Source organism: Pseudomonas sp. Irchel 3H3, from assembly GCF_900187635.1.
Taxonomy (GTDB): domain Bacteria; phylum Pseudomonadota; class Gammaproteobacteria; order Pseudomonadales; family Pseudomonadaceae; genus Aquipseudomonas.
The window spans coordinates 78279-91820 of record NZ_FYEC01000010.1; the positions used below are offsets into that span (position 1 = coordinate 78279).

General features: G+C 57.9%; 13 protein-coding genes and 1 pseudogene. 6 read left to right on the forward strand and 8 right to left on the reverse strand.

Annotated features, from left to right (window positions below; translation table 11 throughout):
* The first annotated feature begins 118 nt into the window (after nt 1–118).
* On the forward strand, nt 119–757 hold the full coding sequence (locus tag CKW24_RS13465) for a LysE family translocator (protein ID WP_095168660.1): 639 nt from the start codon (nt 119–121) through the stop codon (nt 755–757).
* Nucleotides 758–780: 23 nt separating this feature from the next.
* Here CKW24_RS13465 and CKW24_RS13470 read toward each other — a convergent pair whose 3' ends face one another.
* Nucleotides 781–2256, reverse strand: coding sequence for an L-lactate permease (locus CKW24_RS13470; RefSeq protein WP_095168662.1), 1476 nt, complete (start codon nt 2254–2256; stop codon nt 781–783).
* Between the two features lie 129 nt (nt 2257–2385).
* Here CKW24_RS13470 and CKW24_RS13475 point away from each other — a divergent pair, with 129 nt between their 5' ends.
* A complete protein-coding gene (locus CKW24_RS13475; protein WP_095168664.1) occupies nt 2386–2874 on the forward strand; it encodes an Lrp/AsnC family transcriptional regulator in 489 nt (162 codons plus the stop codon).
* A 75-nt stretch (nt 2875–2949) separates the two neighbouring features.
* Here the strand turns inward: CKW24_RS13475 and CKW24_RS13480 are convergent, their stop codons facing one another.
* Entirely contained in the window at nt 2950–3405 is a 456-nt protein-coding gene (locus tag CKW24_RS13480) for an isoprenylcysteine carboxylmethyltransferase family protein (RefSeq protein ID WP_095168666.1), read from the reverse strand.
* 334 nt (nt 3406–3739) lie between these two features.
* On the opposite strand from CKW24_RS13480, the gene CKW24_RS13485 reads away from it, so the two are divergent.
* Nucleotides 3740–4645 (forward strand): LysR family transcriptional regulator, encoded by a 906-nt coding sequence (locus CKW24_RS13485; RefSeq protein WP_095168668.1) that lies wholly within the window; start codon nt 3740–3742, stop codon nt 4643–4645.
* 39 nt (nt 4646–4684) lie between these two features.
* Here the strand turns inward: CKW24_RS13485 and CKW24_RS28415 are convergent.
* The 3 genes and pseudogenes from CKW24_RS28415 to CKW24_RS13500 all read right to left on the reverse strand — a co-directional run.
* Nucleotides 4685–4889 (reverse strand): annotated as a pseudogene (locus tag CKW24_RS28415) (VOC family protein); the annotation flags it as partial.
* Between the two features lie 96 nt (nt 4890–4985).
* The gene (locus CKW24_RS13495) at nt 4986–5708 is read right to left on the reverse strand and encodes a hypothetical protein (protein WP_095168669.1); all 723 of its coding nucleotides are present in this window, start codon (nt 5706–5708) and stop codon (nt 4986–4988) included.
* A 71-nt stretch (nt 5709–5779) separates the two neighbouring features.
* Nucleotides 5780–6286, reverse strand: a complete 507-nt coding sequence (locus tag CKW24_RS13500) for a DMT family transporter (protein WP_095168671.1) — start codon at nt 6284–6286, stop codon at nt 5780–5782.
* A gap of 342 nt (nt 6287–6628) precedes the next feature.
* Here CKW24_RS13500 and CKW24_RS13505 point away from each other — a divergent pair, with 342 nt between their 5' ends.
* Nucleotides 6629–7537: an MBL fold metallo-hydrolase gene (locus CKW24_RS13505; protein WP_095168673.1), complete on the forward strand. Its 909-nt coding sequence runs from the start codon at nt 6629–6631 to the stop codon at nt 7535–7537.
* On the opposite strand, the gene CKW24_RS13510 is transcribed toward CKW24_RS13505, so the two are convergent.
* A complete protein-coding gene (locus tag CKW24_RS13510) occupies nt 7531–8427 on the reverse strand; it encodes a LysR substrate-binding domain-containing protein (protein ID WP_095168675.1) in 897 nt (298 codons plus the stop codon). The two genes, CKW24_RS13505 and CKW24_RS13510, sit on opposite strands and share 7 nt — an antisense overlap.
* A 190-nt stretch (nt 8428–8617) precedes the next feature.
* Nucleotides 8618–9715, reverse strand: a complete 1098-nt coding sequence (locus CKW24_RS13515) for an NAD(P)/FAD-dependent oxidoreductase (RefSeq protein ID WP_371917592.1) — start codon at nt 9713–9715, stop codon at nt 8618–8620.
* A gap of 171 nt (nt 9716–9886) precedes the next feature.
* Here CKW24_RS13515 and CKW24_RS13520 point away from each other — a divergent pair, with 171 nt between their 5' ends.
* Nucleotides 9887–10354 carry an acetyltransferase gene (locus CKW24_RS13520; RefSeq protein ID WP_095168679.1) on the forward strand — a complete coding sequence of 156 codons (468 nt, stop codon included), beginning with the start codon at nt 9887–9889 and terminating at the stop codon, nt 10352–10354.
* A complete protein-coding gene (locus CKW24_RS13525; protein WP_095168684.1) occupies nt 10347–10850 on the forward strand; it encodes a hypothetical protein in 504 nt (167 codons plus the stop codon). Before CKW24_RS13520 ends, CKW24_RS13525 begins: the two co-directional genes overlap by 8 nt.
* A gap of 176 nt (nt 10851–11026) precedes the next feature.
* Here the strand turns inward: CKW24_RS13525 and CKW24_RS13530 are convergent, their stop codons facing one another.
* Nucleotides 11027–13513, reverse strand: coding sequence for a TonB-dependent siderophore receptor (locus CKW24_RS13530; protein WP_095168685.1), 2487 nt, complete (start codon nt 13511–13513; stop codon nt 11027–11029).
* Between the last annotated feature and the right edge of the window lie 29 nt (nt 13514–13542).

Genomic DNA, 13542 nt, shown 5'->3' on the forward strand with positions numbered 1-13542 from the left:
GAGCTAATCCCGCAAAAAACCGGATGAACCGTTGGGCGCTTGCTCCCGAAGATGATTTTTATCATCAGGCGATGAAACATTCGGTAGCATACCCGCCATTCTCAAGGAGGCTGGAACCATGGACCCGAACACAATGTTGGCTTTTACCCTGGTCGCTGCGATTGCCATCGCCAGCCCGGGGCCTGCGACCTTGATGGCGATCAACAACAGCCTGGCCCATGGTCAACGCAGCGCAATCTGGTCGTCGCTGGGCAATGCCAGTGGGCTGTTCTGCCTGTCGGCGGCCGCGATGCTGGGGTTGGGCGCGCTGCTTGCCAGTTCGGAATGGATGTTCAATATGGTCAAGATCGCTGGCGCCGGGTATTTGTTCTACCTGGGGGTCAAGCAGTTGCTCAACAAGACGCCATTGCTGGCTGATGGGATTGAGCAGGGGCAGAGCGTTCGCCCCAGCCCCTTTAAACTGTACCGGTCAGCGGTGGTGACCGCGCTCGCCAACCCCAAGGCGACGCTGTTCTTTACCGCGTTGTTCCCGCAGTTTATCGATCAAGGCGCAGCCCTGTTTCCACAATTCCTGATCCTGACCGGGATATTCATGGCGCTTTCGTTGCTGTCGTTGAGCCTGTATGCCGCGCTCGCCTCGCGCGCCAAGGGCATGTTGGCGCGACCTGAGTGGTCGCGCTGGGTCAGCCGCGTGGTGGGGGTAACTTTCATCGGGTTTGGTGCGGCGATTCTCGCGATGCGCCGGCAAACCGCCTGATCGTCTGGCGTTGGCACAAAGGCTCACCACACCAGCGCCCAGCTGAACCAGCCGCTGAGCAACGCGGCCGCCAACGCCACCAGCACCGTATTGAGGCAAGCGAGGGCGAAGCCGAACCTGATCAGTTCGCCTTCTTCCTTCGCCTGAGTTTTTGCCAGCCCCACGATCAGCATGACAATCGATATCGAGCCGAGTGCGGCATGCCCTGCCGAACTGTTCTGCACCGCTGCCAACAATAGGCGCGCGGATTCGGGCAGCAGGGCGATGGCCGGCATGAAGATCGCGTTGCCGCCCACGTTCGAGCCGGTCATGTAGCCCGAGAGTGCACCGAACATCGTCACCAACGGCATCGCGGCGGCGGGTGAAAGGCCGGCCAGCAGTTGCATCAATCCCGCCAGGAAGCCGGCCTTGACCATGATCTGCGACATCGCCAGGAAGAAAAAAATCGTCAGCAACGGCCGCTTCGCCCGCGCCATCAGTGCCACCGGCAGACTGCCGTCCGACCCCACCTTGTGTGGTGTGGCCCGCGCATGCAGCCACACGCCGACCAGCACCAGCAGCAGGGCTACGCCAGGGGAGGCCAGGGGTTTCCAGGTGACCTGGGCACCAGACACCAGCCATTGATCCTGCCAGGAAGTCAGGGTCAGGATCAGCTTCAAGGAGACGATGCAGACAATCAGCACCAGGTACGGCCATGCCTGACGCGGCCAGTGCACGGCAATGCGCGGACTGGCGCTGCGTCGCACGCGCCACACTCCGCCAGCCAGCACCGCCAGGGCCGTCACCAGGGCCGCGGCAACACCGGCCACTTCCGGGCCCAGCCAGCGACTGGCGCTGTACAGCGCCGCCATAAACAACAGCCAGTAAATCCCCAGCGCCGCCCATGCCCGCAACTCACGCACACCCGCCAGATACAGCGCCAATCCACTGAGCAGCAAAAACACCGGCGCGCTGGTCAGTGCCGAGGTCGATGACAGTGCCCGGGCATCCAGGTGCGCCAGCGAAGCGCCTATCACCGAGGCCAGGCCGAGCGTGCCCCACGGCATGATCGCCATGCCCACCAGCGCAATGCGCAGCGCGACCCGGCGCTCGAAGAGGCTCAGCAGCAAGGGCACCGTGGCGATCAAGGACACGCCGAACCCGGTCATGGCTTCCAGCAGCGGCGCCAGGCCGAGCACGATGAACACCACCTGATCGCCGCTGCCCAGGCCCAATGAACGCACCCATTGGCTCAGCGCCAGGTTGACTCCCAGGCGTTCGATCACGATCACGAAGGCCAGGCCCGGCACAATCACGAAGGCGGTACTGGCAAACAGCACCGCCGTGTCCTTGAGGGCGGCCACCATGCTGCCCAGGTGCCAGGCATCGGCTGCACCGGCGAGCCACAGCAGCAGTACCAGCAGAGTGCCGGCGACGGCGGCCTGCACAGGTGGCCGCCGCAGCACGACGAGCATGGCGGTGACCAACAGGAACGGGGACAGATGAAACAGCGCGACCATGCCAATAATATCCTGTGTGGGTGCCCGGACAGCCGCGGGTGCGGCGTGTGGCCAAGATAATATTTCGCGGCAGTGGATAAAGGGTCGCGGTTTTCTGCTAGTTTTCGAGAAAATTTCTCGCGAGCCAGCATGATAAAAACCACTGCAACAAGCCAAGCCCTGGACAAATTCGACCGCGCGATCCTCGACCTGGTCCAGCGCGACAACACCATGGCGCTGCGCTTGATCGCCGAGCAGGTCAACCTCTCGACCGCCGCTGTCCAGCGACGCCTCAAGCGCATGGAGGAGGGTGGCGTGATCACCGGCAACGTCGCCATCGTCGACCCAACCGCCGTTGGCCGACCGATTACCATCATTGTCGAAGTGATGGCCGAGCGCACCAGCCTGGAGGCTCTGGAAGCCATGAAGGCCCACTTCGCAGTGCCCGAGGTGCAACAGTGCTATTACGTCACCGGGGAAGTGGACTTTGTCCTGGTGCTGACCGTCGCCAGCATGCAGGAGTACCAGGCCCTGGCAAGGCGCCTGTTTGCGGAGAACACCAACGTCACCTGGTTCAAGACGATTGTGGCGCTGGATCGGGTGAAGGTTGGGTTGGATGTGCCGAGTGGGGGTGGGTAATGGGTGGTTTGGTTTCTGGCGGCCTGTGGCTTATTGCGCTGGGCTGCTATTGGCCAGAAACCGAGGTTCTCTGTTCTAGAGCCAACGTCTGACCTGGCTGCAGTATTGCGTGAACTCTCTGCCGAAAAGGCTGGCGAGGGCTCGCTCCTCCGGCCCGATCTGGAAGCGGTTCATGTACATCACGAAGCCCAGCACGCCGAGGAGTGCCGGCGGCCAGGCGAGGAAGATTGACCAGGCTATCAGGACTGTGGCGAAACCTAAGTACATCGGGTTGCGTGTGTATCTGTAGACGCCCGAGCTGACCAGGGCCGAAGCGGTTTGCGGCTTCAGCGGGTTGACCGTGGTGCGGGCACGGCGAAACGACAGTACGCCGGCTAGACAAATGGCTACGGCTGCCAGCGCCACCACCAGCGCCAGGGCAATGCGCCACTCGATAGTCAGCTCCAGGGTGCCCGGTGAGTGTCGAGCTGCGAACCACATCAACAGACCGAACAGGGCAGCAACCAGCGGCGGAGGGATGCGGTTGTCCATGAGCAATTCCTATTTGAGACGAACTGGCTACTAGCGTGAGGGTTATAGCCGCTATAGGGTCAAGCCCCTTGAGTGCGATGGAGACTGCGGGGCACGTTGGAAGTCAGGCACGGGCAAACGCATCAGGACGATCACTATCAATATCGCAGTACAACCGATACTGGGCGCGACAGCGGCTCTTCATAAAGGCTGTCAGCATCGGTAAAAAAGATAAAGCGCTGTTTCGCCCACCCTAAATCTCTCCGTTAAACAGCTCGCTCAACGCTCGGTATACGGGCCTGTTCATGTGTTAAATTTATTGAATTCACTATCTAGCGACTCGAGTATTCATTCCATGGATGAACTGCGCAGGATTGACCTCAATATGCTGGTAACGCTTCATGCGTTGTTGGCTGAGAAACACGTCACGCGAGCATCAGTACGTCTGCATAAAAGCCAGCCGGCAGTCAGCCACGCGCTCGGTTTGCTCAGAGCACATTTCGATGACCCTTTGCTCATTCGTCGCAATGGGGCGATGGTTTTGACAGCGAGGGCACAAGCGCTGGCTCAACCGCTTCAGGATGCCTTGGGCCACCTGAATTCGCTGTTGGGCGCTCCGTCATTTGAGCCATCAACAGCAAGAGGCCGTTTCAGATTGTCGCTATCGGACTATGCCGCGCGAATCCTTCTACCACGGCTTGCCCAGAAGGTTCGTCGAGAAGCTCCAGGTATTGATTTGGCTATCAGCCAGGCCAGTCGAGAAATGATGATTTCTCAGCTGCTGGATGGTGAACTCGACCTTGCACTAGGCATCTTTCCCGAGGTTGCGGATGCCATTGCGCTTCAAGATCTGTTTTGCGAAGGATTCATCAGTCTTGCAGATAAGCAAGTACTGCCAGCGAAGGGTGGCCTATCACTGGACGATTGGTTGTCGCGCCCGCATGTGATGCTCGCACTACGCCCCGATGCGAACGATGAGATCGAGCAGGCGTTAGCCGCCCAGGGTTTGAAGCGTCACATTGCGTTGGCTTTGCCGCACTGGAGTGCGGCGGTTGAAGTACTGGCGGGCACTGATCTGATTCTTACGGTTGCCAGTCGCGCGGTGGGCTCGATGCGCAATCACAAATCGCTACGGCAATTCGAACCGCCCATTGATATCCCGCGATTCGCCTACCAGCAGGCCTGGCATACCAGGAAAGAGGGTGATGCCGCACACCGCTGGCTGCGGGAAGCCGTTTTCGAGTGCTCTCAGCCAAGCTGACATCAAACTGAAGCATTCAGGTGCGTTCCATCACGACTAGTGGCGGAGAATGGCCTGTTCATCAAACGGCTCAACCCGAAGGCAAAAGTGATCGACGTTGTGTCTTTGCTTACCCGCCGGTTGACCACCCTGACGGCCGATAGGCCCATTCACATCAACCAGGTCAATCATGGATGTCCCTGCGCTCAATGTCCTGTACCCGCAGTACAACATGGTCGATACGTTGAATTGAAAAACTGCGCATTACGATCACTCCTGTCGGATCACTGATTTGAGTCCCCATCCAGTTTCGAATCCTCAGTTGGGCACTCTTCATAGTGCGGGCACCCAGTTCGACGACTCAGTTAACCTTCGAAAACAGTTGAGGCACCTCACCCGAGAAGTCGACCCATGGGTTGGTATCGAGCAACTCTGCATGCGCTACGCTGGGTTCATCGAAGCGAATGGTGAAGCTTTCCGGCCCATGGGCGTAGGCAACAATCAAGCCCTGGTGCGGGTCCATGTAGCCGGCGTGTATGCCGAAACCAGGATAGCTGAGGCGCACGGCAGGCCCTTGAGGATTGATTTCATGCACAGTCAGACGCGCAAGGACGCCATCTGGCAGCACAAACATCCAGGTGAAAGCACCTCCAGATACCACTGTCATCACCTCATCAATGCCCGCGCCATTGTCCGAAGTGTTTACATGAAGACGACCATAACGATTCAGAGCCCAAGTTCGCATCTCTGGAGTCATGGCCTTCATGTCGTAAACTTTTGGATAGGGCGCTGTATCTCCCTCACGGGTACCCAGGTAGCCACCACGGTGCAGCTCGGGAGTCCGGCCTGCGAGGTGGATTTGCTCCAGCAGTTCAGCACGGTTGAGACTGAATATTGACAGCAACTGGTTTTGGTCTTCTTCACTGATGGCGTTAGTCAGCGATGCTTTGAGAATCCGCTTGGCCTCTTCGGGAATAGAAACAGTGCTGGCGCGTACTCCCACGCTGCGCAAGACAGCGTTGACGCTATCAATACCTTCAACATCGGGACGGCCATCGCTGAATTGAAGTTTTACGAAGTTCATCTTTGTATCTCCTATCGTGAGTCAGAAAGTTGCGGTTGCGTTGCGGGTTTACATAAAGCGGGTAGAGCGGGTTACTTGCTGGTTTGGGTAGCGCTGTTATCAACTGTTGGAGTGTTGATACCCTGAACCATCAATACACCTCCAAAGATGAGCACTACCCCTGCCAGTCGAGTGAAGGTGACCGGTTTGTTGGGAAGTCCCATCAATCCGTAATGGTCAACCAGGATGGAAGCCGAAATCTGTCCTGCGACGACGAGCAGTAGAAATCCGCTAGCCCCTAGCTGAGGGGTGATGGCCGTTGCGCTGCCTACGTACACGGCACCCAAAATGCCGCCGATCCATAACCACCAGGATCCCTGCAAAGCCTTGCCGACATCCGGCGCAGATACCCGCATGACTAACAGTGCAATCACCACCACAACGGCGCTGACGAACAGCGACGTTAACGCCCCCCAAAGCGGGTGCCCTAACGCTCGGCCCACGGCTGCGTTACTGGCGGCCTGGAAGGGCAGGACTGCGCCTGCCAGCAATGCGGTACCCACCGGGATAAGTGCGAGAGCTACTGCCTTACTGAACATGGCATTCCCCTTTGGAGATGGCTGGTTTCGATGGGTAAATGCTCTCCAATCCATAGAGATTATGGAAATCACATGTTTGCACATGCATTATTCATATGGTGGATAGCTATGGAGGCAAGGCCTCCTAGCACAACCTGCGCTCAGTAGATTGAAGGGGAATGATTTTCGGCTTTTACTTCCTGGAGTCGAAAAGCTAGCTGACTATTTGACGCATGCTTTAGTTGAGCTGAAGTGTCCTGCTTTAAAAATCATCCATTGATGTGCGCACCGACAGCCAGTCAGATAGGCATTGCCAAAAGCACACTGCCTTCCGCTGACAATAAGAGAAAAGGTTCGCACGCCATGCACAAACTCGTAAAAGTCCTGACCCTGGTTTCCTCCGTTATCCTCTGCGTGCCATTTGCCATTCAGGCCCAGGAAGCCTCCACTGCGCAAAGCCCGGCGTTTGTGGTGCACAAGTTATCGAACTTTCTATACGCGATCGGTGAGCCCAATTACTACCAGAAAAATTTTTCGTATTTGCTGGTGGGCGAGGATCAGGCATTGATGTTTGATTCCGGGGCCAACCAGAAAGAAGACATCACGTCGGTGGCGCGTAAAATCACCAACAAGCCGCTGTCTATGCTGCCCTCACACCTGCATTTCGATCACCTTGGCGGCCTGCACAATTTTAAAAGCATCTACTTAGTGGATACGCCCTTCATTCGTCAGTTCAGGGGAGAGGATGACTTCTACCGTGTCCCCGAGCCGGTTTACCTGGGCAACTTCGATCACATGGTCGTGCCGCCCTTCAAGGTCGCGCGGCTGATAAAACCAGATGAGACGATCGACCTTGGCGGTCTCAAGGTGCGTCTGATCAGCGTGCCCGGTCACACGCAGGATGAAGTGGCACTCTTCGATGAGACGCACAATATTTTGCTGGCAGGGGATCACGTCTACCCGTCCTGGCTATTGGCAGGGAATCTTAACGACTACGTTGCTTCTCTCGACGCCACGCTGAAGGTGATCAACGAGCAGACGGCCATCTATGGCGCTCATGCTGACGAGGATCCAACCAAGGTTCCGGCCATGACATACGCGGACGTACAGGCGATCCGCGACAAGATGGCTCTGATTCTGGCGGGGCGCGCCAAGGGTGAAGCGTTCAGCGATCCGGAACTGATCAAGAGTTCCGAGCTCTATAAGGTGGAGAAGGGCATCAGCATTCTCACCAACATCCAGTTTACTGATGGTCGTGGCTACGGTTACTGATCGGGCTGCCCGGCTGTAGCGAGCAACCAGTCGATGAATGCCCGGATTTCCGGGCGTTCGCGCGTCCCTTCGGAGCAGGCAACATAGTAATTGTGCAACGCAGGTACGGTGATCGACAGCGGACGTACTAATCGGCCTTCGTCGAGATCGCGAGCGGAGACGAGTTCATCGCTCAGCGCCACGCCGAAACCGTCCCGTGCTGCCTGCAAGACCATACCGAAATCTTCAAAGAAGATATCCTCTTCGCCGATACGGCTGAAGCCAACGTCGACCAGCCATTGCTGCCACTGGCGGCCATTATCTTCGTGTAGCAGGCGGTGTTGAGCCAAGTCAGGCACTTCCCGAATGGCTTTAGGCCCTCGCAAGAACTGCGGGCTGCAGACTGGCGTCATGCGAATGCCGTGCAGCAGACGCCACCATAAGCCTGGCCATGGTGGCGAACCGTAGACCACCGCGATATCGGCGCGGCGCCAGTCCACTTGCGGCATGCTCGGAGCGGTGATCACGCTCACCCGCACCGAGCGGGACGCCTCCATGAAGCGTAGCAGCGGCGTGGTCAGCCACTCCACTCCTACCGCAGGAGGAATGGACAAGGTGATCCCGACGACCTCCTGCTCTGCAGCGGAGTCGGTCTGCAATGCTGCCACCGCGTCGCTGATTTCGCTCATTGCGTTCGCTACGTGCTTTTGTAGCAGTCGGCCGTTGTCGGTCAGCACAAGCTGTCGACCGCGTTTGGTGAACAGCGCCACGCCAAGGCTGGCCTGCAACGTTTTGACTTGCTGGCTCACCGCGCCGGTGGTGACGTGCAACTCAACCGCGGCTGCTGCCAGACTGCCCAAGCGGGCTACGCTTTCAAACACTTTAAAATTGTGCAAGGGGGGAAACGTCATTTCATCTCCGTAGCAACAGCACTGCGGTCAGAGCAGGAACCCGACGAGGGTGAGCGTGTGTACATACATCGTCTCGCAATTTGCCATGACATAGGTACCCTGCTGGGACTGACTTTCTGTGCCGTGGCCTCGTCCCGATATGGAGGCAGCTGTCAGCTATTGGCCGACAGTTGCCTCAGAAGAGCATCCACTACGCTCGCAAAAACCGATCGGGCCGGCATGGGCCAAGGGCGCTGGACGCTTTGTCGTCGACGATCTCCTCGCTGGCAAGACGTCCCACTATCGCCGCCAAAGTAACTCCGGGGTGCATTGCACACACATAGACGCCGCTGACTTTTGGTAGATAACCGATGATGGGGATGCCATCGGCGGGCATGGGCCTGAGCCCGACACAAGCCCATTGCGGCTCTATGGAAACAACCCCATGGAGTTCGTTGCGGATGGTCTTGGCAGTGCGGAGCGCTATCGCTGCTGGCTGATTCTCCATGGTGTTGTCCAGGTAATCTTCTGCCGCCAGCAACGCACCATCCGAACTTTGCCTCACTTCCATTTCAGGGCTGGAGATGAGGGTGTGCACGAGGTCGGGTTGGGCCTTGTAACGGATGAAAATGGCAGGCGAGGCCTCTATTGGAAGGGGCACTTCAAGCCTATCTGTCAGCTTCGTGATACCTGTCCCGGCGGCCAATACCACAACATCGGCATCGATGATGCCCTGTGTTGTTTCGACTCCGGTTACCTTTGCACGCTGGGTTACGAAACCAAGAACTCGCGTCTGAGTGAGAATCTTCGCCCCAAACGCCTTGGCACCGGCGATCAACGCATGGGTAGCTGCCACTGCATCCAGCGCCCCTTCTTCAGCCGCATACAAAGCAGACTGAGGGGGATTTTTTAGATTGGGTTCAAGGTCGAGAATCTGCGATCGAGACACCTGGTTAGCTGAAGCCTGCAGCGCTCCATTCGGCATCGCGCTATAAGACAAAGCGCCTGTCCACCGTATCTCGAGATCCGGCAGCTGCGTTTCGAGGCGGCGGTACTCCTTGATTGCAGCACCGCGCAGTTGCGCAATGGGGTCAGGTTCACGGTGTGAGGTGTTGATCCATGCGAATGAACTTCCCGTCACTCCCGACGCTATACCTTCAGCCTCGACCACGGTGACATTCGCGCCTTTACTCGCGAGGTGGTACGCCAGTGATGCGCCCACGATACCTGCACCAACGACTACGACTCGTTTGCCCTGAGTATTGCCCATATCAACCTCCATTCTGTCGACGCGCTGATGGTACGACAGCTGGACGAATTCATGGCATGAGAAACTGATCGCTCAGGACATCTTCCGAGTGTTTGCTTCTGGCCGATCGACCCAAGGCAGGCGTTAGCCAAGGTCTGCTTTCAGTCAATATTTGCTTTCCTGTAAAAGTGCGATTGATTAGGATAACTTTCCACTTAAAGAATGACGTCCATGAATATTCGCAAAAAAGCAGCGCACGATAATCCTGCTCTAGGTGCACTGTGGGAGAGGTCGGTACGTGCCACTCATGATTTCCTGAGTGAGGATCACATCCAGCGCTTGCGGTGCCTCGTCCAGGAAAGTTACCTGCCCATGCCTGAACTCGAAGTCTGGGTTTGCCAGGACGCTATTGGAATTGCAGGCTTCATCGCCACCAGTGGTCACAATGTAGAAATGCTTTTTATCGACGCAGATCGGCGCGGCCAAGGCATTGGTCGAATACTGCTGGATCATGTACGTGCTCGGCACCCGACCCTAAGTGTCGATGTGAATGAGCAAAACCCGCAAGGCGTGGGCTTTTATGAGCATTATGGGTTTATCCAAACTGGACGCTCGCCTTTGGATAACGAAGGCAACCCTTTTCCGTTATTGCATATGGCGTTGAGAGCACGGGAAATAGAGACGGTTGAAAATGCTTGAGTTAGTGAAAGGGGAGAGTCAAGGCATAAGGGTTGGGCCTCGCTGGCCATCATCAAAGGTGTTGATCGAACAAAACACGTTCAACAAGATGGTCGAGACTCAGTCAATGCTGCCTCCGTCAGTTCGTTTGCTTATCGTTCGAGGGTATGAAAGCAAAAGCAGTAACCTTGGTGTGTTTCGACTATTGTCGCGTTGGTTCGGTGTCAGGCTATTTTGCACCTTGTATCCAAAAAGGAAGAATGAGGTAACGGATATATTTGGATCTAACGGGCATGACGTGGACGGCACGCATGTCGATGTGTCTGTTGTGCTGAATGGAAAAAGATTGCGCTTTCTACCCTTTGGCGTATTTACCTCGTTAACTCGACAAGAGGCAGTTGCCGCGCAGCACCTTGTAGTTATTAACAAGGTCAAGGATGCATTGAGGCAATGCGGCTTTGAAATTCATCAGAATCAAACAGAAAGCATGCAGATTCACTGCGACTACAAAGGATAGAGCAACACCATCAACTCCCGAAGGACTGCAAACGGCTTGAAACGAACCTTCGCCAAGGCCTGCTTGCGCCCCACATGCACCCGGCCTCGCCAATAGATTGCGTGGGTGCAGGCGTTGCGCAATCGGACACCGAAGTGTTGTGCACCTGGCGAAGGCTGCCTCGTTGCCCTACGGGATCACCAGTCGTAGGTCAATTCCACCGACGCCACTCGCTCCTGGCCGTAGTAGCAGCCGAACGAATAGTTACAGTCCGAGACGTACTCTCGGTCGAAGACGTTCTGCACGTTGAGGCTGGTGCGCACGCCGCGCAGGCCGGCGTCCAGCTTGCCCAGGTCATAGCTGACCGTGGTGTCGTAGACCACGAAGGCCGGCACGTCGAAGGAGTTGGCCGAGTCACCCGGCTTGCGTCCGGTGTAACGGGCGCCAGCACCGAAGGTCAGGCCATCGATGGTCGCCTGGGTGAAATGATAATCCACCCACAGCGAGGCCGAGACCGGTGCCGTGGCTTCGCTGCGGTTGCCCTGATCGCCATAGGTGCTTTTGGTGTAGAAGGAGTCGATGTAGGTGGCCGCGGCCATGACGTCGACATTATCGAGACTGGACTTGGCTTCCAGTTCGATGCCACGAGAGCGCACTTCGCCATTCTGCGCCGAGTATTGCGGGTACTCGGTGTCGCCCGTCAGCACGTTTTTCTGTTTGACCTGGAACACCGAGGCAGTGATCAGCGTCTTGTCGTACGGCTGATATTTCACCCCCATTTCGTACTGCTCGCCTTCGGTTGGATCAAAGGCTTTGCCACCGCGCTCGGGCGCCGCAGTGCCCAGGGTTGGCAGGAAGGATTCGGAATAGCTGACATAGGGCGCCAGGCCGAAATCGGTGACATAGGTCAGGCCCACTCGCCCCGTGAACTGGTTGTCCCGTTGTGACGTGACGGTATGGGCCAGCAGGTCCTTGTTGTCGATTTCCGCCCAGTCCTGGCGGCCGCCGATGGTGAGGATCCACTTGTCCAGCCTGATCTGATCCTGCAGGTACGCACCCGTCTGGCGAATGGTGTTGTCCCACTTGGTATCGAGCACCGGGGTTACGCTTGCGGTGTCGTAGTTGTTCTTGCCGTAAAGGTCGACCGGCAACACGTTGTAGGCGTTGTAGCCGTCGTACTTGCGGCTGAAGTGACGATAGTCGACCCCGGCCAGCGTGGTGTGCTCCAGGGCGCCGGTGTTGAATTTGTATTCCAGGTTGTTATCGACGGTGTAGGCGATGTTGTGCTGGCGCCAGTCCAGCTTGACGCGATTGGCCTGGGTCTGATCAACCACACCGGCATCATCGGTGACGAAGCTGCGCAGGTAGAAGCCTTTGTACTGGTCACGTACGTCGGTGTAGCGCGCAGTGGACCGGTACGTCAGGTCTTCGCTGAGGTTGTGGCTGAAGTCATAGCCCAAGATGTACTGGTCGCGCTTGTAGTCGTTGTAGCGCGAATCCCCGGAGAAAAAATCCCGTTTGATTTTCTGGCCAGTCGGACCGCGATCCAGGGAGCCGACCCGCGGCAGCGCCTGATAATCGGCCAGGCCATCGTCGCGCTGGATTTGCGCCAGCAGGGTCAACGACGTGTCGTCAGTGGGCGTCCAGGTCAGGCTGGGCGCCAGCAGCATGCGTTCGGTATTGGTGTGCGCGACCTGCTCATTGCCTTTCTTCGCCAGGCCCACCACGCGATAGGTGAATGCCTTCTGGTCGTCGAGCGGGCCGCTGGTGTCGAATGCACCATTGACCCGGTTGTAACTGCCCGCGCCGAGCTTGACCTGGCTGCGCTGTTCGCTGGTGGGTCGCTTGGACACCAGGTTGATAAGGCCGCCCGGCTGGTTCTGCCCGAACAGCACGGAGGAGGGGCCCTTGAGCACCTCAATGCGCTCCAGGGTGTAGGGGTCGATTTGCGGAGCCCCGCCCAGGCTGCCGGCATAAGGCACGTAGGCGCCATCGAAGTACAACGGGGTCGGGGCAAAACCTCGGCTGGTGATCTCGTCGGCGATAACATTGCGGTCGGTGAAACCGCCGGTGCTCAAGCCCGGCGTATAGCGCAGGGCCTGGGTCAGGTTGCGTGCGCCCTGCACGGCAACCTGATCGGCCGTCACCACGTTGATCGCCTGGGGGATTTCCAGGATCGGCGTATCGGTCTTGGTCGCGGTGGCGCTGCGGGTGGCGACATAACCGTCGACCGGTCCATAGGCCGACTCGATGGCCTGGCCGGAAATATTGGTTGCACCTAACTGCAGCGCAGCGCCCGGGACCCTTGGCAGCAGCGAGTAGCTGCCGCTCGGCAGGAGAACCGCTTGCAAGCTGCTACCGGCCAGCAGCTTCTGCAGGCCGGCATCGGTGGTGTAGCGGCCGCGCAGCCCGGCGGTCTTCTGCCCGCTGGCGTGGGCCGGATCGAACGAGACCGTCACACCAGCAGTCGCGGCGAACTGGGTGAGTGCCGAACCCAGGGCTCCGGCCGGAATATCAAAGCTGGTTTCAATGTTGGTCTGTGCCCAGGCAGGCTGTGCAATCAGTACCGTACCCAGTGGCAAGGCGAGCGCCATCCCCAGCAGCGCGATATGCACCGCGCGGTTCAGGGGTTTGACGGCAGACTTGCGGAAGACTTTGCGCGGCTGGGGGGTGCGGGGGATCATGCGGTTTCCTTTCGCCCGATGGCAGTAAA

Bases quoted from the DNA above. Each gene is read 5' to 3' on its own strand.
- CKW24_RS13465 (WP_095168660.1), top strand. From the start codon at position 119: ATGGACCCGAACACAATGTTGGCTTTTACCCTGGTCGCTGCGATTGCC.
- CKW24_RS13470 (WP_095168662.1), bottom strand. From the start codon at position 2,256: ATGGTCGCGCTGTTTCATCTGTCCCCGTTCCTGTTGGTCACCGCCATG.
- CKW24_RS13475 (WP_095168664.1), top strand. From the start codon at position 2,386: ATGATAAAAACCACTGCAACAAGCCAAGCCCTGGACAAATTCGACCGC.
- CKW24_RS13480 (WP_095168666.1), bottom strand. From the start codon at position 3,405: ATGGACAACCGCATCCCTCCGCCGCTGGTTGCTGCCCTGTTCGGTCTG.
- CKW24_RS13485 (WP_095168668.1), top strand. From the start codon at position 3,740: ATGGATGAACTGCGCAGGATTGACCTCAATATGCTGGTAACGCTTCAT.
- CKW24_RS13495 (WP_095168669.1), bottom strand. From the start codon at position 5,708: ATGAACTTCGTAAAACTTCAATTCAGCGATGGCCGTCCCGATGTTGAA.
- CKW24_RS13500 (WP_095168671.1), bottom strand. From the start codon at position 6,286: ATGTTCAGTAAGGCAGTAGCTCTCGCACTTATCCCGGTGGGTACCGCA.
- CKW24_RS13505 (WP_095168673.1), top strand. From the start codon at position 6,629: ATGCACAAACTCGTAAAAGTCCTGACCCTGGTTTCCTCCGTTATCCTC.
- CKW24_RS13510 (WP_095168675.1), bottom strand. From the start codon at position 8,427: ATGACGTTTCCCCCCTTGCACAATTTTAAAGTGTTTGAAAGCGTAGCC.
- CKW24_RS13520 (WP_095168679.1), top strand. From the start codon at position 9,887: ATGAATATTCGCAAAAAAGCAGCGCACGATAATCCTGCTCTAGGTGCA.
- CKW24_RS13525 (WP_095168684.1), top strand. From the start codon at position 10,347: ATGCTTGAGTTAGTGAAAGGGGAGAGTCAAGGCATAAGGGTTGGGCCT.
- CKW24_RS13530 (WP_095168685.1), bottom strand. From the start codon at position 13,513: ATGATCCCCCGCACCCCCCAGCCGCGCAAAGTCTTCCGCAAGTCTGCC.